At 59.0% G+C, this 17,863-nt stretch carries 17 protein-coding genes and 3 pseudogenes; 11 read left to right on the top strand and 9 right to left on the bottom strand.

The window, feature by feature from the left end; all coding sequences use genetic code 11:
• Positions 1–7: 7 nt before the first annotated feature.
• Both ACODR6_RS23160 and ACODR6_RS23165 read right to left on the bottom strand, forming a co-directional pair.
• Positions 8–358 (bottom strand): TIGR04076 family protein, encoded by a 351-nt coding sequence (locus tag ACODR6_RS23160; protein ID WP_130279634.1) that lies wholly within the window; start codon positions 356–358, stop codon positions 8–10.
• Positions 351–1,121 carry a GntR family transcriptional regulator gene (locus ACODR6_RS23165; RefSeq protein WP_449100015.1) on the bottom strand — a complete coding sequence of 257 codons (771 nt, stop codon included), beginning with the start codon at positions 1,119–1,121 and terminating at the stop codon, positions 351–353. Before ACODR6_RS23165 ends, ACODR6_RS23160 begins: the two co-directional genes overlap by 8 nt.
• A gap of 133 nt (positions 1,122–1,254) precedes the next feature.
• On the opposite strand from ACODR6_RS23165, the gene ACODR6_RS23170 reads away from it, so the two are divergent.
• The 6 genes from ACODR6_RS23170 to ACODR6_RS23195 all read left to right on the top strand — a co-directional run bounded on the left by ACODR6_RS23170 (position 1,255) and on the right by ACODR6_RS23195 (position 6,619).
• Positions 1,255–2,031, top strand: a complete 777-nt coding sequence (locus ACODR6_RS23170; RefSeq protein WP_246777687.1) for an ABC transporter ATP-binding protein — start codon at positions 1,255–1,257, stop codon at positions 2,029–2,031.
• Positions 2,028–2,768 (top strand): ABC transporter ATP-binding protein, encoded by a 741-nt coding sequence (locus ACODR6_RS23175; RefSeq protein WP_148195235.1) that lies wholly within the window; start codon positions 2,028–2,030, stop codon positions 2,766–2,768. The genes ACODR6_RS23170 and ACODR6_RS23175 overlap by 4 nt, the downstream gene beginning before the upstream one ends.
• Positions 2,765–3,676, top strand: a complete 912-nt coding sequence (locus tag ACODR6_RS23180) for a branched-chain amino acid ABC transporter permease (RefSeq protein WP_199629779.1) — start codon at positions 2,765–2,767, stop codon at positions 3,674–3,676. The genes ACODR6_RS23175 and ACODR6_RS23180 overlap by 4 nt, the downstream gene beginning before the upstream one ends.
• Positions 3,673–4,644 carry a branched-chain amino acid ABC transporter permease gene (locus ACODR6_RS23185; protein ID WP_199629780.1) on the top strand — a complete coding sequence of 324 codons (972 nt, stop codon included), beginning with the start codon at positions 3,673–3,675 and terminating at the stop codon, positions 4,642–4,644. Before ACODR6_RS23180 ends, ACODR6_RS23185 begins: the two co-directional genes overlap by 4 nt.
• Positions 4,645–4,648: 4 nt before the next feature.
• The gene (locus ACODR6_RS23190; RefSeq protein WP_203431286.1) at positions 4,649–6,109 is read left to right on the top strand and encodes an aldo/keto reductase; all 1,461 of its coding nucleotides are present in this window, start codon (positions 4,649–4,651) and stop codon (positions 6,107–6,109) included.
• A gap of 324 nt (positions 6,110–6,433) precedes the next feature.
• Positions 6,434–6,619 (top strand): DUF3008 family protein, encoded by a 186-nt coding sequence (locus ACODR6_RS23195; protein WP_203431287.1) that lies wholly within the window; start codon positions 6,434–6,436, stop codon positions 6,617–6,619.
• On the opposite strand, the pseudogene ACODR6_RS23200 reads toward ACODR6_RS23195, so the two are convergent.
• Both ACODR6_RS23200 and ACODR6_RS23205 read right to left on the bottom strand, forming a co-directional pair.
• Positions 6,590–7,009: pseudogene (locus ACODR6_RS23200) on the bottom strand (type II toxin-antitoxin system HipA family toxin); the annotation flags it as partial. The gene ACODR6_RS23195 and the pseudogene ACODR6_RS23200 sit on opposite strands and share 30 nt — an antisense overlap.
• Positions 7,010–7,225: 216 nt before the next feature.
• On the bottom strand, positions 7,226–9,400 hold the full coding sequence (locus tag ACODR6_RS23205) for a putative bifunctional diguanylate cyclase/phosphodiesterase (RefSeq protein WP_203431288.1): 2,175 nt from the start codon (positions 9,398–9,400) through the stop codon (positions 7,226–7,228).
• A gap of 596 nt (positions 9,401–9,996) precedes the next feature.
• On the opposite strand from ACODR6_RS23205, the gene ACODR6_RS23210 reads away from it, so the two are divergent.
• The 4 genes from ACODR6_RS23210 (at position 9,997) to ACODR6_RS23225 (ending at position 13,642) form a co-directional block, all read left to right on the top strand.
• Positions 9,997–10,341 carry a DUF2147 domain-containing protein gene (locus ACODR6_RS23210; protein WP_148195277.1) on the top strand — a complete coding sequence of 115 codons (345 nt, stop codon included), beginning with the start codon at positions 9,997–9,999 and terminating at the stop codon, positions 10,339–10,341.
• A 187-nt stretch (positions 10,342–10,528) separates the two neighbouring features.
• The gene (locus ACODR6_RS23215; RefSeq protein ID WP_203431289.1) at positions 10,529–11,581 is read left to right on the top strand and encodes a type III polyketide synthase; all 1,053 of its coding nucleotides are present in this window, start codon (positions 10,529–10,531) and stop codon (positions 11,579–11,581) included.
• Positions 11,578–12,084, top strand: coding sequence for an isoprenylcysteine carboxyl methyltransferase family protein (locus ACODR6_RS23220; protein ID WP_489024653.1), 507 nt, complete (start codon positions 11,578–11,580; stop codon positions 12,082–12,084). The genes ACODR6_RS23215 and ACODR6_RS23220 overlap by 4 nt, the downstream gene beginning before the upstream one ends.
• Positions 12,074–13,642: a DHA2 family efflux MFS transporter permease subunit gene (locus ACODR6_RS23225; protein WP_203431639.1), complete on the top strand. Its 1,569-nt coding sequence runs from the start codon at positions 12,074–12,076 to the stop codon at positions 13,640–13,642. The genes ACODR6_RS23220 and ACODR6_RS23225 overlap by 11 nt, the downstream gene beginning before the upstream one ends.
• Positions 13,643–14,289: 647 nt before the next feature.
• Here the strand turns inward: ACODR6_RS23225 and ACODR6_RS23230 are convergent.
• From ACODR6_RS23230 to ACODR6_RS23245, 4 genes and pseudogenes are all read right to left on the bottom strand, one after another.
• Positions 14,290–14,568: pseudogene (locus tag ACODR6_RS23230) on the bottom strand (type II toxin-antitoxin system TacA family antitoxin); the annotation flags it as partial.
• Complete coding sequence (locus ACODR6_RS23235) at positions 14,558–14,698, bottom strand: hypothetical protein (RefSeq protein WP_489024683.1); 141 nt, start codon at positions 14,696–14,698, stop codon at positions 14,558–14,560. The pseudogene ACODR6_RS23230 and the gene ACODR6_RS23235, both read right to left, overlap by 11 nt.
• Before the next feature lie 185 nt (positions 14,699–14,883).
• Positions 14,884–15,009: pseudogene (locus ACODR6_RS23240) on the bottom strand (AraC family transcriptional regulator); the annotation flags it as partial.
• Between the two features lie 43 nt (positions 15,010–15,052).
• The gene (locus ACODR6_RS23245; RefSeq protein ID WP_130279645.1) at positions 15,053–15,874 is read right to left on the bottom strand and encodes an alpha/beta fold hydrolase; all 822 of its coding nucleotides are present in this window, start codon (positions 15,872–15,874) and stop codon (positions 15,053–15,055) included.
• A 114-nt stretch (positions 15,875–15,988) separates the two neighbouring features.
• On the opposite strand from ACODR6_RS23245, the gene ACODR6_RS23250 reads away from it, so the two are divergent.
• On the top strand, positions 15,989–16,915 hold the full coding sequence (locus ACODR6_RS23250; RefSeq protein WP_203431291.1) for a LysR family transcriptional regulator: 927 nt from the start codon (positions 15,989–15,991) through the stop codon (positions 16,913–16,915).
• 455 nt (positions 16,916–17,370) lie between these two features.
• Here the strand turns inward: ACODR6_RS23250 and ACODR6_RS23255 are convergent, their stop codons facing one another.
• A complete protein-coding gene (locus ACODR6_RS23255; protein ID WP_130279647.1) occupies positions 17,371–17,646 on the bottom strand; it encodes a hypothetical protein in 276 nt (91 codons plus the stop codon).
• Positions 17,647–17,863: the final 217 nt, after the last annotated feature.

The raw sequence follows: 17,863 nt of genomic DNA on the forward strand, positions 1-17,863 counted from the left end.
GTTGTGCCTATTCGTCGGTCAAGGGAACCGCCGTGGTGGCGGCATGGCTGAAACGGCGCAAACCCGTGCGGGTGATCCTGAGCCGTGTCGAGCAGTTGGGATCAGGGCAAGCGATGTCGGCGTCCGTCGTCATCCAGTCGTTGCGATCCGTCGCACGCTGCTTGGCCGCGAGCAGCGGCAGCACCGAAGAGAGCGAGTAGATCGATATCCCCTGCCCGTCCGGCAGGTGCAGCATCTCGCCCCTGAGCTCGAAATGATCGCCGGGCTTGGCGCCGCAATAGACGGCGCCGCCCTCCGGAATGATCACGTCGACCCTGAGATCAAAGAGGTCGAAGCCGTCGTCTTTGAGCTCAGCCATCGATGTCTCCCGACGCGGTGGCTTCAGTGCCGCCATCCAGGCGCCCGCGAATGAGATCGAAGGAACGGCCGATGTCGTTCGACAGCGACCGCATCGCCCCCTCGGTGTCGCGTTTTTCAAGCGCCTCGATCAGCGCCCAATGATGATTGGTAGCGGCAAGTCCGCCCTGTTCGTCGTGAATATGGGCGGCCTTGCGGATGATCGCACCCGATTGCAGCCAAAGGCTTTCAACGATTGGGATCAGCACCTGCGAGCGCGCCGCATGATAGATATGGAAATGAAACCGCTGGTTCAGCGCCGAGGTCACATGGCCGATATCCTTGCCGTGCTCCTCGAAAGCCAGATCGCAATCGACATTGATCTGCCTCAGGACGGCAAAATCGTTATCCGTCAACCTGGGCAGTGCCAGCGCAACCATCTGGCCCTCGATCAGGATCCGGGCGCGGGCAAGATCATCAAGACGCTCGCGCGTGATCAGCGGCACCCGTACCGATCGGTTCGGAAGCGGTTCCAGCGCCTGCTCGGACACCAGCCGGCCAAGCGCCTCGCGCACCGGCATTGTGCTGGTCTGCAGGCGTTCGGCCAGATCGACGATGCGCAGAACATCGCCTGCATCGAACATGCCGTTGATCAGCGAATTGCGCAATTGTGCGTAGACCCTGTCGTGCAGCGTTTCGCGCCCAACCGGCGACAACTGATCGTCGCGATCGTGGCCACCATCGGTTGACCGGCCGGCTTGGACCCGCGCAGATGAGACTACCATCCCGCCGGCCCCAGACGACTGCGTTTTTTTGGGTTGCTTTTCATCATGCAGTAAAGTTTGATCAAACATCACCAATCAAATCAAGAGACTTCTTACTTCCATGCCTTTGCCAGTGCCAGACGCCCGATCGAAAATGGCAAAATCCGCTGAAGCGGTGATTGACGCGCGCGCTCTGATCAAGTCGTTCCAGGGCAACGTCGCCGTCTCCGGCATGTCGCTTAGGCTGGCTGAAGGCGAGATGCTCGGGCTTATCGGCCCGAATGGAGCCGGCAAGACCACGCTCTTCAATCTGATCGCCGGCAGCCTGAGGCCGACATCGGGCGAAATCTGGATCGGCGGCCGTGAGGTTTCGAAGGAAAACCCGGAACAGAGGATCGGCCGCGGCGTCGGCCGCACCTTCCAGATTCCGAAACCCTTTCCCGAGATGACCGTGCTGGAGAATGTGCTCGTCGGCGCACAGGCGCAGGACGGCGAACGGCTGTTTGCCAACTTCCTGCGCTTTGGTCATGTCAGGCGGCAGGAACGTCTGGCGGTCGACAAGGCGCGCGCGCTCTTGGAGTTCGTCACCTTGTCGGGTCTCGAAAAACAGCCGGCCAAGGTGCTGTCGGGCGGACAGCGCAAGCTGCTCGAACTCGCGCGCATCCTGATGGCCGATCCGCAGGCGATCCTGCTCGATGAACCGGCCGCCGGCGTCAACCCGGCACTCCTGGAAACGATCATCGAACGCGTGCTGGAGCTCAATGCGCAAGGCAAGTCGATCCTGCTGATCGAGCACAATATGGATATGGTATCGCGGCTGTGTTCGCGTGTCGTCGCCATGGCGCTCGGAAAGCCGCTTGCCGAGGGCACACCTGCCGCCGTCGCCTCCAACCCCGATGTCATCGAAGCCTATCTCGGAGCGGCGGCATGACCGCACCAGCACTTCAAACCCGTGCCCTCATCGCCGGGTACGAGCCTGACCTGCCGATCGTGCGCGGCGTCGATCTCTCGGTGGCGCCGGGAGAACTGCTGGTGCTGCTCGGGCCAAACGGAGCCGGCAAGTCGACCTTCGTCAAGGCGGTCGCTGGCGTGGTTCCCATCCACTCGGGAAGCGTCACACTCGGAGAGCGGGACATCACCAACGTCGCGCCCCACCGCAAGATCGGCGAAGGCCTGGCCTTCGTGCCGCAGACAGAAAACATTTTCGCGACGATGACCATTCACGAGAACCTGCAGCTTGCCGCAGCCGTCCTGCCAAAAAAGGAGCGAGCCGACAGGATAGCAGCACTCTATGGTCGCTTTCCCGATCTCGCCAGCAAGCCGTCGCGCCTCGCCGGGACGTTGTCTGGCGGACAGCGGCAGATGCTGGCGGTTGCCCGCGCGCTGATCGTCGATCCCTCCGTGCTCATCCTCGATGAACCGTCCGCCGGTCTTTCGCCGAAGATTGTCGGCGAGGTGTTCTCGATGCTGAAGAAGATCAACGCCAGCGGCGTTACCGTCATCCTCGTTGAGCAGAACGTCAAGGCGGCGCTGGCGATAGCCGGCCGCGCCGTCATTCTTGTCGAAGGCAGGATCAGGCACGAGGGCGAGGCCTCTATGCTGCTCGGCGACCCGCTGATCGCAAAGCTCTATCTCGGCACCACCAATGAGGCGCCGAAAGCATCATGAACCCGCAATTTCTGATGGATGGCCTGATTGCCGGCGCCATGATCGGCCTTGGCGCCATTGGCGTGACGCTGACCTATTCAATCCTGCGCTTTGCCAACTTTGCGCATGGCGAAATGCTGTCCTGGGGCGCCTACCTGGCCCTCGCCGTCAGCGGCGGCCTCGGGCTCGTGTCGACGTCATTGACGAAGCCAATCGGACCCTTCTCCTTCGGCTGGTCGCTGCCGATCGCAGCCGCCGTCGCGATCCTGCTGACCGGGTTGCTGGCGCTCGGAGTGGATAGAGCGCTGTTCGGGCGCCTGCGCGCGCGCGGCGGTGCAATCATCATCCTGGTGATGGCGAGTTTCGGCGCCTCACTTGCGCTGCGAAGCCTCCTCGAATTCATCTTCACGTCCAAACCCGCCTATTACACCAAAACGCTGCAGATCGCCGTGAAAATCGGCGCCGGGCTGCGGGCGACACCTGATCAGCTCTTGTCGCTCGCCCTTTCGGCGGTGGCGGTTGTCGCCGTCCACCTGCTGATGACACGGACCGATATCGGCCGCTCGATGCGCGCCGTCAGCGAAAACCCGGCCTTGGCGGGCATCGCCGGCGTCGACGTCAGGCGCGTGATCCGCGTCGTCTGGTTCGTCGGTGCCGCCCTTGCCTGCATTGCCGGCATCATGACCGGCCTCTTGGTGCAAATCCGCCCCTATCTCGGCCACGACCTGCTGCTGCCGCTCTTTGCTGCGGCGATCCTTGGCGGCATCGGCAGCGTCCCCGGCGCGATGATCGCTGGGATGATCGTCGGCCTATCAGAGGCAGCGGCCGTGCAGATCGTCGGCGCAGAGTGGCGAGCCGCCGTCTCTTTCGTCATTCTGGTGGCGGTTCTGCTTCTTCGCCCGCGGGGCCTATTCGGGAGGGCGGCATGAGCCTTGATCTGATCTCCTACGCCGCCTTCTTCCTCACCATGGCACTGACCTATGCCATCATGTGCCTTGGGCTCAACGTGCAGTGGGGCCAGACCGGCCTCTTCAACGTCGGTGTCGCCGCTTTCGTCGCGATCGGCGCCTACGTTTCGGCACTTTTGACAACCCCGGATGCACCCGGCCGCTTCGGCGGCTTCGGCCTCCCTATCGCCATCGGCTGGCTTGGCGGCGCTCTGTTTGCGGGAATGGCCGCTTGGCTGGTCGGCGCTTTGACCATACGGTTGCGATCCGATTATCTCGCCATTGCCACCTTCGGCGTTGCGGTCACCGTGCAGCTTTGCGTTCTCAACCTGGAGCCGCTGACCGGCGGCGCTTTCGGCATCGGCTTCATTCCGCGTCCCTTCGCAGGCCTCGCCGGCAGTCCGCTAGCATTTTCGCTTTCCAATCTTGCTCTGATGGCGGCCGTGGTGCTCGGGCTCTATATTGGCCTTCAGCATCTTGCCAACAGCCCCTGGGGCCGTGTTTTACGCGCCATCCGCGAAGATGAAAGCGCAGCACAAGCGCTCGGCAAGCGACCGACCCACTTTCGCCTGCAGGCCTTTACCATCGGCGGGGCCATTATGGGGTTGGCGGGTGCCGCGCAGGGACATTTCATCGGCTTCATCGCGCCCGACAACTATCTCCCGATCCTGACCTTCCAGGTCTGGGCCATGCTGATCGTCGGTGGCTCCGGCAACAATCGCGGCGCCATCCTTGGTGCGGTGGTGGTCTGGGGTTTATGGGCGTTGTCGGCAGCCGGCGTCTCAGCCTTCGTGCCGCCCGAACAGCAGGCGCGTGCGTCGTCGCTGCAGATCGTCATGATCGGCGTCGGGCTTTGCCTCATCCTTCTCCTGCGCCCCCGCGGCATTCTCGGCGCTTCCAACGCGCTGGCCTCGCTTCGAGGCAAGCGCCACCAGATCTTTGGGAAATAACATCATGTCCACCAAGCCCCCACGCGTTGCCCTCACCAAGGACCTTTCCATCAGCCGCATCGTCTGCGGTCTCTGGCAGGTGGCCGACATCGAAAAGAACGGCACAGTGATAGACCCGGACAGCGGCGCCGACATATTGCAGGCCTATGCGCGCGACGGCTTTGACACGTTCGACATGGCAGACCACTACGGTTCGGCCGAGCTCATCGCCGGGCGACTGCTGTCGCGCTATCAGATTGGTCAGCGGCCGGCCGCCTTTACCAAATGGTGCCCGGAGCCGGGACCGATGTCGGCTGAGGTCGTGCGTCGCGGCGTCGAGGAGCGGCTGACGCGGCTTGGTGTCGCCAAGGTCGATCTCCTGCAATTTCATTGGTGGAGCTTCGAGCATCCGGCATGGCTCGATGCCCTGCACGAGATGCAGAGACTGCGCGAGGAAGGGTTGATCGGCGCGCTCGGCGTCACCAACTTCGACGCCGGACATCTGGCGCTGGCGATTGCCGATGGCATCGAGATCGCCAGCAACCAGGTTTCGTTTTCGCTGGTCGACCGCCGGGCTGCGGGTGCGCTCTCGACGCTGTGTGCCGAAAGCGGCGTCAAGCTTCTCGCCTATGGGACGCTGTGCGGCGGCTTTCTCTCTGAAAAGTGGCTGGGCAAGCCCGAGCCGGTATCGGTCGCGGACTGGAGCCGCTCGAAATATAAGCGCTTCATCGATACCGCCGGCGGATGGGGCCCCTTTCAGGGCATCCTGAGCGCTGCTTCAACCATTGCGGCCAAACATGGTGTTTCGATCTCCAACGTCGCGAGCCGCTGGGTTCTGGAACATCAGTCGGTTGCGGCCACAATCGTCGGCGCGCGCATCGGCGAAAACGAGCATCGCGGCGACAACCTGAACGTCTTCTCCTTCGCGCTCGACGCCGAGGATCACGCTGCATTGAGTGCCGCCTTCGCCAGGACGCAGCCCATTCCTGGCGACTGCGGAGATGAATATCGCAAGCCGCCTTTCCTTACCGCCTCCGGCGATCTCAGCCACCATCTCGGTGCCATTGCCTCTGTCTACAGTGCTCAGCCCGTTCCTGGTCGTCCGGGCCGGCTGCGTGTCTCGTCCGGCAGCGTTTGGGAGCCGATCGCCGGCTATAGCCGCGCCGTGCGGATCGGCAACCGTATTGTCGTCTCCGGCACCACCGCGACTCATGGTGCAAACCGCTGCGTCGCGCCGGGCAATGCAGGTGCGCAAGCCACTTACATTCTTGACAAGATCGCGGCATCGATCTCCGCGCTTGGCGGCCGCATGGAAGACGTGATCCGCACGCGCATCTATCTGCGTGACGCAGATAAGTGGGAACCGGTTTCCCGGGCCCACGGCCGCGCCTTTGCAGCCATTCTGCCCGCCAATACGCTTATCGAGGCCGGAGGCCTCATCGGAGACTATGAGGTCGAAATCGAGGCGGAAGCGGTCTGCGATTGACCGCAGCAACAGCAGGCTGGGCAAGCCTTTGCGCCTGCCGCGGATGCCGCTGCAGTGCAGGGTGTCGTGATCAAACTGCTGGATGATCCATTTAGAAACCCGGAATGATCCCCACGGCGGCGTGGTGAAGTTCCGGGCGCGGCCGAGAACTCTCCTTGGCGCGGCGATCGGAAGTGATCGGTCCGGATCCACCTGCTTCTGGGCCAGTGATCACCCAACCTGACCTTGCGAGATGGCCAGTCACCTCCTCTCTGTGGTGGGAGAGACAAAGGACCATGGAACTACCGGGAGCGCCGTGGAGTTTTGTTGGAAAGGAGAACTGTCATGCCAGCAAAGTCAAAGGCACAACAAAAGGCCGCCGGAGCTGCCTTGTCTGCAAAACGCGGCGACACGCCAAAGAGCAAGCTTAAGGGCGCATCGAAGAACATGGTCGAATCCATGTCCGAGAAGCAACTAGAGGAGTTCGCGTCGACCAAGCGAAAGGGCAAGCCCCAGCACGCCGCCAACTAATCTACTGTGATCAAGAGCCTGATCAAGTGCCGCGGTCAGGGGCACGCCCTGTTCGATAAGAGCGGCCGCGTCCATGATCGCCCAAGGAGCAGCAAAGCGGGGGACGTATTGGGTGGACGCCTGGAAATCCAGGGTGCCGATGCGGTCGGAACCAGACTGGAGCAGGAAGGTCAGCTCGATGATCCCGGGCACGCCGCTGGCGTCGCGCTTTTTGCCCGTCAGCCTGTTGATTATGACCCGGCGGCCCAGGCATCCGGCGGGCCGTGGTTAATGCAGCTGGCCAGGTCAGGAGGTCGATAGGCGTGATAACGACTTCATGAGGGGGAGATCCGGCTCATAGATGGGGATCGCGCTCTTACGGCGGCGATAGCTGGCAGACAATCTTGCAAAATGCAAGAGAGCGCGGTGCGCAGCGGGCGGACCTCTTTTGATCAGTTCTATCCATCGCGGCGCAACCGCCAGATTGGCGGAAAACTGTAGATCGCGGCTGCCCCGCCGTAGGAAAGCCGGCCAAGGGCCAACCGTAGGTCCTCCGCTGGAGATTGTCTGAACTCACTTGAAGCCACTGCGGGAAGCTATTCTTCACCGGAGCTGGATTATCGTCTATCAACTTGCTGCTGCTCCGCCCTCACGAAAAGCGCCCGATCTCAAACGTTCGATTTCGGATGCCACGACGGGCCGTGAAAGGAAAAATCCTTGGAGTTCGTCGCACCCGGCGTCGATGAGCCAAGCCTGCTGTTCAGGGGTCTCGACGCCCTCGGCCGTTGCTCTCATTCCACCGGCATGAGCTAGCTCAATCATGGCCTGGACAATGCCAGCATTGCTGCCCGGCTTGCCGTATTCGCCCACGAAGCAGCGATCTATCTTGATCCGATCGACATCCAGCTTTTGCAAGCGTCCGAACGACGAGAAGCCTGTGCCGAAATCATCAAGCGCGAACTGGACCCCAATCTCTCGAAGAGCCCGAATGTTTCGGCGACACGCCTCTTCATTTTCCAGAACGGCACTCTCGGTGATTTCGATTTCCAGTTGGCGCGGGTCGAAATCGAACTTGTCCAGCAAGCCGATCACCCTCAGGGCGTAGGTTTCTGATCGAAGCTCTACCGGAGAGGCATTGACGGCCACGATCAGCTCTGGCCATTTTTTTGCATCGGTTAGCGCGGTGCTCATGACAATTTCGCCCAACCTGTCGATCAGACCCGCCTCTTCCGCAATGGAAATGAATGTTTCGGGTTGGACAAGACCTCTGGTAGGATGACGCCACCTTGTTAAAGCTTCCACGCCGATCAATCGGGCGTTGGAAGCGTAAATTGGCTGATAGTGTACGGCGATTTCATCACCGGTCTGCAAGGCAGTTCTAAGATCGCGCTCAAGGTCTCGACGTGTTCGTATCAGGTCGTCCATGTGTTGCCCGAAAATCGCAAACTGGTTTCTGCCTGCTTCCTTGGCGTGATAGAGCGCGATATCAGCCCGTCGGACGAGGTCCTGAGCATCTGAGCCGCTTGATGACACGGCAATGCCGATACTTGCACCGATAAGGATCGGTTGCCCATCGATTTCGAACGGACTGCGTATCGCAGCGACGATGTTCTCGGCCAACTTCTCGACGAGGTTCATCTTGGGGTCGGGGATTATGATCGTAAATTCGTCACCCCCGATACGGGCCACCAAGACGCCAGTGCCTGCAGCAGAACGCAATCGGCTGCCCACCTCAGCGATTAATTTATCGCCGACGGGATGACCGAGCGTATCGTTGACATTCTTGAAGCGGTCGAGATCAACAAAAAGGACCGCCGCCTGAGACTTCGCCAAGGTTTCTTCCACGGCGGCATTGAAGGCAGCTCGGTTCGGCAAGCCACTCAGCACATCGTGATGAGCGAGATGCTGCAGACGGCTTTGGCTTTCTCGCAGCCGACTGGACCTCCCTTGAAGAAGCAATACAAAAGCCGACATGGCAGCCAGCACGAGAAGCCCGCCTACGGCGAGGACGGGCTCTGTTGCCCGCAGCACTTCAGTGCCAGGCCGGAAAGGCACCCAGCTGAAGTAGCCAAAGACCTGACCCGATCGTGAGGCTAAAGGAAATACACTTCGCCCCGCCTGCCCGTCTTTCTTCCATTCAAATCGGAGATCGTTGAAGAGGTATTCGGACGCCAGCGTATGGGCGAAATCACCGTCAAGATAGCGCAAAGCGATATGAACAAACTGATGCTGTTCATCGACAGCAATCTCCCCACTGTCCGAAACTATAGGCTTGACGCTCAATATCGCAGGCCGGTCGCGGATCTTGACAATGTCGCTTTCGCCAATGGTCAGACTTTTGTCTGACACTCCGGCAGTATCCCCGTCCGCCAGCCGCTTTCGCAGCTTCTTCACCAGTTTAAGCGCATCGGCGGCGACGAAGGCGAAAGCAACTTGGTCGTTCGCCTCCGTTGCCGAGTACCCATACGCCAGCTGGTCTGTCGGACCCAACACGAATGCGGCGTCGTGACCGAAGTAGCTGTTCATCCACCGCCCGAGATTGGCAGCCATCCAATCTCGATCACCCGCAGCAACATGCGTGACAGCGTCGTCCCAGACGGTGGCGCTCTCTTGGTCATGCGCGATCGACTCCTGCATCTTGCCGACGACAAGCGCAAGCAGGCTGTCTTGCCGCTCAACGGTCGACCGATCCGACTGCACCACGGCGTACATCATGGTCCCGTATACGGTGCCGATAATGATCGCTGCGAACAGGGTAGCGAAGATGATCTTGAACGGGAGAGAAGGCTTCAGGTGGGGCATTTAATGTTCCAGCACGATGGGTACGACCCAGAATGATAGCCGACGCGGGTTAAAACATGAAAAAAGCCGCATGTATGATACCGTACCCAAGTACCGCACCCGGGAACCCGATTGCCGTCGCGCATAGCCTCAAAACAATTGCTCTCCTGTCGACTTTCGAACCGGAATTGATCGACCAATCGAAGAACGGACCATTCTCAGTGGGGGCCGCTTATCCCCTGGACTGCTGGGTGTCCAACAAGCTGGCGTCCCCATTCTCGTGATCTGCTACCTCTGATCCTGATGCTGGTTGCCTTCGAGGCGGCGATGTTCAGGCAATACCTTTCGCCAGGGGGCTCCTGGAAGGCCGTGATCGAGGAGGAGTAAATCCTAATCGTGATCGCCAAGCGCCAACCGGGCCAAGTTCAGCCGTTGCAAAGTCATCAATTTTCCAACCAGCACCGAACGGTTTCGCTGACCAGTTCGCGAAGCCGTGCGCTATCCCGATCAGCGCAACCCTCATATCTTCTGTCGACCTGTTACCAGGCCTGACACTCCGGCCTTGCCTTGGCTCGTTGCTGCTACATACTTGGTTGGTCGACAACAAGGAGCGTATTATGTTTCGCGCGTTTACGGTCGCAGCCGTATCTTTAGCTCTTTCCGGTGCGGCAATGGGCGCCGATCCAATAGTGGGCAGCTGGAAAACGCAGAATGGCGAACTCTCCGTCATCGATCGTTGCGGCTCTCAATACTGCATCGTCGCCAAATCGGGCAAATATGCCGGTCAAAAGCTGGGGTCGTTTCAGCCCGATGGCGATTCGTACAAGGGTCGACTTACTGACCCGCGAAACAACGCAACCTACAGCGGCAAACTGGCAGTCTCGGGCGACAGGTTGAAACTTCAAGGCTGTGCAACGAGTGTCCTGTGCAAGACTGAGACTTGGACGCGCGCTTCCCAATAGTGCTCCGAGGGTTAGTCCTCCTCCGCGCTACGCCCTGCTTCTTTTCGCGTGTAGGTCCGATGTTTCTGACATCTGAATTTTGAAATGATGGGACCGCCACGAAACTAAGTCTTCCTCAGATACGTTCTAAATCGTGGCTCGACCCGTGTTGGCGTGGGCTTTCGTACTCAAATTTTTGAAAGCCTTCATGTCTGAAACCGTCAAGCTGATATCCATCGGAACAGCCGTTCCTCCATATGTCATCGACCAGCACGACGCCGCTGTCGCCTCACATGGAGCTTTTGCCTCACGCTTCGGCGACTTCGATCGGCTTTCGAAAGTGTTCGAGAGCGCCGGGATCAAACGCCGCTACGGAGTTCGGCCGATAGATTGGTATCTGAAAACGTCCGGCTGGCAGGACAGAAACGCCGCCTACATCGAGGGTGCCAGCGAGCTCTTCTTCGACTCGGCCGGCAAGGCCTTGGAGGCCGCGAACCTGGCCGCATCGCAGGTCGATTTTGTCGTAACAGTCTCATCGACCGGTATTGCCACACCCAGTCTCGATGCTCGCGTCAGCACCAGGCTCGGTTTTCGTAACAATGTAGTGAGGGTGCCGGTATTTGGGTTGGGCTGTGCGGGCGGGGTGTCCGGTTTAGCTATTGCGTCGCAGCTGGCGTCTTCAAAGCCGGGCTGCGTCGTGCTGATGGTGGCCGTAGAGACCTGCACACTCGCTTTTCGGATGGATAAGTTGACCAAGGCCAATATCGTGGCGACCGCACTATTCGGTGATGGCGCCGCAGCCTGCGTCATCAGCGCTGCCCGTGACGGTATCGCCGAGGTCGAGATGAGTGGCCAGCATAGCTGGCCCGACACGCTCGACATCATGGGATGGAGCGTCGACCCTGAGGGCCTGGGCGTCATCTTCGACCGGGCCATCCCGCCCTTCGCCGAGGCTAACATTAAACCGGCAATCAGCGCTATCCTAGCTCAATCAGGTCTATCACTGTCGGACATCGATCGGTTCGCCTGCCATCCCGGCGGCGCCAAGGTGATCGACGCTTTCGAATCCGCCCTTGAACTGCGTCAGGGAACACTCAATCACGAACGAGAAGTGTTGTCTGACTACGGCAACATGTCCGCACCGACGGCCCTATTTGTCCTCGAACGCTTGATTGCCGCGGGACTTCCCGCTCGCACTATACTGACAGCTATGGGACCCGGCTTTACGGCAAGCTGCGTATCTTTAAAGGCGGCCGCATGATCGTTTCCATCCTTCTGCTAGCGGCGGTCACGTTTGAGCGGCTTGGTGAACTATGGTTGGCGAAGCGCAATACGAGGCGGCTGTTGGCGAAGGGCGCCAGCGAGGTCGCAGGCGAGCATTACCCAATGATCGTCCTTCTGCATGGGCTCTGGCTTGTCGGATTGTGGATGCTTGCGTGGGATGAGCAAGTATCCCACGCTTGGTTGAGCGTCTTTGCTTTTCTCCAAATCCTCCGGTGCTGGACACTTGCGACGCTTGGCCGGCGGTGGACGACACGCATCATCGTCGTACCCGGAGAACAACTCGTATCCGCGGGCCCCTATCGCTTCCTGCGACACCCTAACTACGTCGTCGTGATCGGGGAAATCGCGGTCCTGCCTTTATGTTTCGGCATGCCACTTTACGCATTGGTATTTTCGGTCGCCAATGTCATCGTTCTGACCATCCGTATCAAGGCGGAAAATGCCGCCCTCAGAGGGTTGCCGCGTGCCGATGCAGTCTAACGCTGATCCCATCAAAGCTCGTCCGCGCTTGGTCTGGGCAGGTTTTATCGCCATGTGCGTGGGCATGTTCATGGCTATCCTGGACGTGCAGGTCGTGGCGACCTCTTTGCCGTCCATCCAGTCTGCGCTCGATATTGATCCGGATCAGATGAGCTGGATCCAGACGGCCTATCTCATTGCGGAGGTCATCGCGATCCCTCTGACCGGCTTTCTGACACGGGTTCTGACCATGCGCTGGTTGTTTGTGGTCTCGCTGGCGGTTTTCGTGATCGCCTCGGCAGGATGTGCGGCGAGCATCAGCTTTGGCCAACTCGTCGCGTGGCGGGTCCTCCAGGGCTTTGCAGGCGGCACGCTGATCCCGTCCGTGTTCTCCGCGGTGTTCCTGCTCTTCCCGGACAATCGGCAGGCGCTGGCGACGACAATCGCCGGCGTGCTGGCGGTGCTTGCACCAACGGTCGGGCCGATCGTCGGGGGCTGGCTGACTGAAAGCTATTCCTGGCACTGGCTTTTCTTGATCAACGTCATCCCCGGCATCCTCGCTGCCGGTGTAGCTGCCAGATCGCTTCCCCGCGAGCGCACCTCCGTTGCGCCAATAAAAGGGTTTGACGCTCCGGGACTGGCTTCCATGGCTACAGCGCTGATCTGTCTGGAAATCGGATTGAAGGAAGCGCCTACCAGTGGATGGCTCTCATTAACCAGCGGCGGGCTGTTTGTTGTCGCTTCGATTTCTGCCGCGTTTTTTATCTGGCGGTCGCTCCGCATTGCCTCTCCCTTGGTAGAGCTACGGAATTTTGAGGATCGAAACTTTTTAATCGGTTCGGCGCTGAGCTTCGTGCTCGGCATCGGACTGTTTGGGTCCGTGTATCTGATGCCTGTCTTTCTTGCCTTTGTCAGGGGACACAATTCTCTGGAAATCGGTATGACGATGCTGGTAACCGGTATTGCGCAGCTTTTCACCGCCCCAATCGCAGTCGCCCTGGAAAAACGAATGGATCCGAGGCTGCTTTCCGCTGCAGGCTTCACCCTCTTTGCCGTCGGAATAGGTGCGAGCGCATTTCAGGATCCGACATCGGACTTCGATGCGATGTTCTGGCCTCAGGTGGTGAGAGGAGTCTCCATCATGTTCTGCCTTTTACCCCCCACCAGGCTAGCACTCGGCAACCTTTCAGCGGACCACGTCCCAGACGCCAGCGGACTATTCAACCTCATGCGCAACCTTGGCGGCGCGATCGGTATCGCGCTGATAGACACCGTAATTTACACCCGATCGGAACTGCTCGGTCAGAAGATCTGGAACGGTCTGGAGAAAGGAAATCTCTCAGTTGCGCAATTCGTCGGCGTACCGACCGCCATGATAGCGGGCCATAACGGGTCCTTTGACGAACAGGCGACATCAACGCTCGATCCGCTCGTTCAAACCGCCGCGACGGTCGAAGCGCTCAACGAAGCTTGGGCAATGATTGCCCTGATTACTGTCGTAGCTATTTTGATTATACCCTTCGCGAGAAGCGTTGCATCACCTCCTAATGCAAGCTCGAACCACCTTGAGAGGGTTTGATCATGGTGGTCAGAGCCAGATTGCGAGCATTACTCCGAGGTCGCCGGCTCATCCACCTCGGTTCGCGGCTTGTGAGGTGGCATTTCGTTTTGAACAGAATGACGGCTGAGCAGTCCTGAACTCGGCAATCGGGTCGTTCATTTCGCCGGAATGGCTGATGAAGGCCGCTTCGGCCTTTTCCTCTCTAGCCGGGCCTCCGCGGGCGCCGGCTCCTTATATGTTCCCTGGTGGTATAGCTCATCCTCAAGATGATCAATGGAAGCCCCCGCCCTCTCCTGTAAGACACGGGCAGCAAAGCGCTGCGGGGGGAAGAACCCGGCCTCTCAGTCCCTGTCCAGCAACCGCGCGATCGGTAGCCAACTCGAGCAAGTCTGAAGCCAGCACACCATGGCTCGCAAGACCGCGTGTCAGTGCATCAGGCACAGCCGCATGCTCGACTGCCGAAGGCGCGATCGTATAGAATGTAAGAATATTGTCGGCACCGAATCGTCGGTAGCACAGAAGGTTTTTGAGGCATTCTGTCCGTGGCTCTGTCGGGCAAAACGGAGCAGAAACTCGTTCATCTGACGGTCGCCGCAATCGAAGACTGCCCGACCCTGTGACTTAGCGATCGGTTCCCATGCCATGAGGTAAAGCCATCGGTTGCCAGGCAAACCGGCAATCGCCGCGCGCAGCTTGGCGTTAGGTTTAGGCGGATTTTCCAGAAGCTCAAGGATGCAAACATGATCGCGCTTCGACACTTTTATCGTCTCGGCTTCCTCGATCACAGCCTCTGCTTCTCGCAGGGCGGATTGCGTCACGAAATCCCTCAGATCGGTATTACGAAGCGCCGCAGCACGCACGAGTTTAGCCTTGGCCGTGGCAGCCACCCTCAAACTCATACGCTCACTGTTCTCGTTTGCTATGCTAGGCACGTCAGCCTCCATCTTTCGACGGAATATAGGCGAAAATCTTCTCGTCGCCAATGCTGTGCGCCTTCAAGGCGTACAGGTCACCCACGCGCATTTCTATATCTTCTTGGCTTACCTCAGGGCGTGAAGTCTGCAGATAGTCCAAGCGTTGGATTCGACCAAGCAAGGTCGAACGGCATTCGCTGGGCAAGAACAGGCCCCCCAATCAAGGAATACTTCCTGAGTTGCGTAGAACCTGCCCAGCTCCTTGCATTTTTGCACTTGATCTTCGAATAGGCCAAGGGCCTTAGACGCTGTCGGCACCCAAAAATCGACTGGCATGGTCGCGGCAGGCGTGATACCTAGCGCCTTCTTGAACACGACGATGAAGGCCGTCGTCGATTCATACCCCAGGTCGCCTGCCACCCGATGAACCGTCGCACGCCGGAGCCCGATGACGAGATGGAGGTGGCGTCGTCAACGGCTGAAGCTCGACATAAGCCCTTCTGGCCTCGGGCCATTATTGGGACCTGATGAACGAGAGCAGGTCGGGGTTGAGAACATCCGCATGCGTGGTTAGCATGCCGTGGGGGTAGCCTGGATAGGTTTTTAGCGAGCCGTTCTTGAGCAGGTTGACGGCGCGCGGCACTGAACTCGCGAACGGGACGACCTCATCAGCCTCGCCATGCATCACCAGCACCGGCACGGTGATCTTTTTAAGATCCTCGGAATAGTCTTCGAGCCAGGAGTCGACTGTCGCGTAATGGGCAAGAGCGCCGCCAGCCATGCTCTGGCGCCACCAGTTCGCAATGACGGCTTCCGAGGGTTTGGTACCATCGAGTTTATAGCCGTAGAACGGATTCTCAGCGACGAAACGGTAGAATTGCGACCGGTTGCCCAATACGCCTGCCCTGATCGCTTCGAACCATTCCGGCGCCTGGCCCGTCGGGTTTTCCTCGCTCCGGTACATGTTTGGCGTCAATGATGCGACCAGTACCGCTTTGGCGACACGTTCCTGGTGACGAGCTACATAACGAGCAACCTCGCCCCCGCCTGTCGAGTGACCGATATGGATCGCTTCATGCAAGTCGAGATGTTCCGTTAGCGCCGCAAGGTCTGCAACCCATGTGTCCATATCGTTTCCGGTGCTCGGCTGATCGGACCGGCCGTGGCCGCGGCGGTCATGTGCGATCACCCTATATCCATGATGAAGGAAAAACATCATCTGGACATCCCAGTCGTCCGCTGTCAGCGGCCAGCCGTGGCTGAAAACGATCGGCTGACCTGATCCCCAATCCTTGTAGAAAATGTTTACGCCATCCTTCGTTGTAATCGTTGGCATCGATCCGCTCCTTCGGGCTGCCCGCTATTTGCAGCTGGACCGTAGGTTCTTCTTTGCGGCGTGACAAAGACCTTGTAGGCTCCGCCTATGCTTGAAAGGTATAGCGAGGGCACGATGGAGCTTCGGCATTTGCGTTATTTCGTTGCAGTGGCTGAAGAGGGCAGTTTGTTGACAGCAGCCCAACGTCGGCTCAATACGTCCCAGCCCTCGTTAAGTCGGCAAATCCGAGACCTGGAACTCGAGGTTGGTGCACAGCTGTTTGACCGGCAAGCCCGGGGTGTCTCGCTCACGCCGGCGGGACGTGTTTTCCTTGATCACGTACGCTTCGCGCTCCTACAGGTAGAGGCAGCTGTCGATGGAGCCCGTCGCGCGGCTGAGCCGCAGAGACCCTCGCTCTCAATAGGTTTCCTCGTAGGTTTGGAGGTTACATGGCTTCCTCATTTATTGCGCATCCTGCGAGAGGACACACCGGACATCGAAGTCACCTTGTGCAGCCTGTCGTCTCCGGAGCTCGCTGTTGCGCTGGTGCGAGGGAAATTGGATGTCGCATTTCTTCGCCGCGAACAACATAGCATGGGCCTCAAGTTTAAGCTGCTTACCGAAGAACCATTGATCGCAGTGCTGCCAGCAGGTCACCGGCTGGCGTCACGCAAGAAGATCTCGCCCAAGGATCTTGCATCCGAGGTCTATGTCAGCTCAGCGCGGACCTCACCAGTCCTTCAGGACGTAATACTCGACTATGCGTCGAAAGCGGGGATCGCTCTCAAGGCAAGATATGAAGGTGAAAACATTTCGTCGGCAATGTCGCTTGTCGCCTCGACGGGCGGAGTGACACTGGTCCCGCTATATGCGCAGAATATCTTGAGCCCAAATGTCGTCGCGAGGGCGCTCGATGGTGTGCCTCCTACGGTCGAGCTCACGCTCGGATACAATGAGGCGAATTCGTCACCGTTGCTACAGGGGCTTCTGTCTCGTGTCGATGAATTGACCGAAAGTGTTCGTAATCAGAGCGTCATTCAATACGCAGACACCTCGCAATAGGCATGCGGCGTGAGTCGGATACTTGCGTCTATCTGATGCGTTAGGGTTCTGGTTTTGTTGAGTTCCCAATTGCTCTTGAAACGATATTGCTCGCCAGATGTCGTCATAGATCGAATCCGTGCGGTGAATGAAAACCCCGAATCCCATGCTCGATCACCCACCATGGTGACCGCGCTTTAGACCAGGGAGATCAGTAACCGTGCATGGGCCCGAGTCTCGTACAGCCTTTGATCACCGGGCACTTAGTTTTCGCATGTACAGAGGATCGGTGTCATCAAGCTGACATCTGCATCCATGCGCTCGAGAACCTTTGCCGGAAAAAATAAGGATCATTTATGTAGCTTTGTGACGTTTTCGGCCGGCGGCGCTGGGCTTCCCCACCACACGAAGTCTTTGGGCGAGGACACCCAGGACGACCGGCTGCCCGAGACCGCTGTGGAAGACACCGCTTGTGATCAGTGAATAGTGTGGCTCCCTCCGCTCCCATGCTCGAACTTGGCAAGAAGATGGATAGCATCTCGAACCACAGACTCGGCTCTCTCCGGGTCGTCTGTCGCGATGGTCTCGGCATCCATCTGAAGGCGATTGCCGAGTTTAGCCAGATCTTCCCAGAGAGGATCATCTTCATGTTTCGCGATTGAGGCCGACATCAGGAGGCTTTCAGCCAGGGTCTCTAGGAAAGCGACGCGTTCCTCCGTGCTCATGTCGTCGAGTCGTTTCAGGTCCGCCATGATGGCTCCTCGGAAGCATTGGGCCGAGGAGCTTGGAAAAGACCTCTTCTTCGGTAACTAGGCGGTCGCCCCCGATATCAAGCCGCGAGCCACCACATAGGGAACCGTGAGGCAAACCGGTCGTTTTGCGAAAATGGCTACGAAATCTCTCCGACTTATAATGCCCTTCAACTCGATGAGTGACCGTCCCTATCGCTCCATTCCAACGAATGTGGGA

Source organism: Rhizobium sp. FG96 (assembly GCF_057808655.1).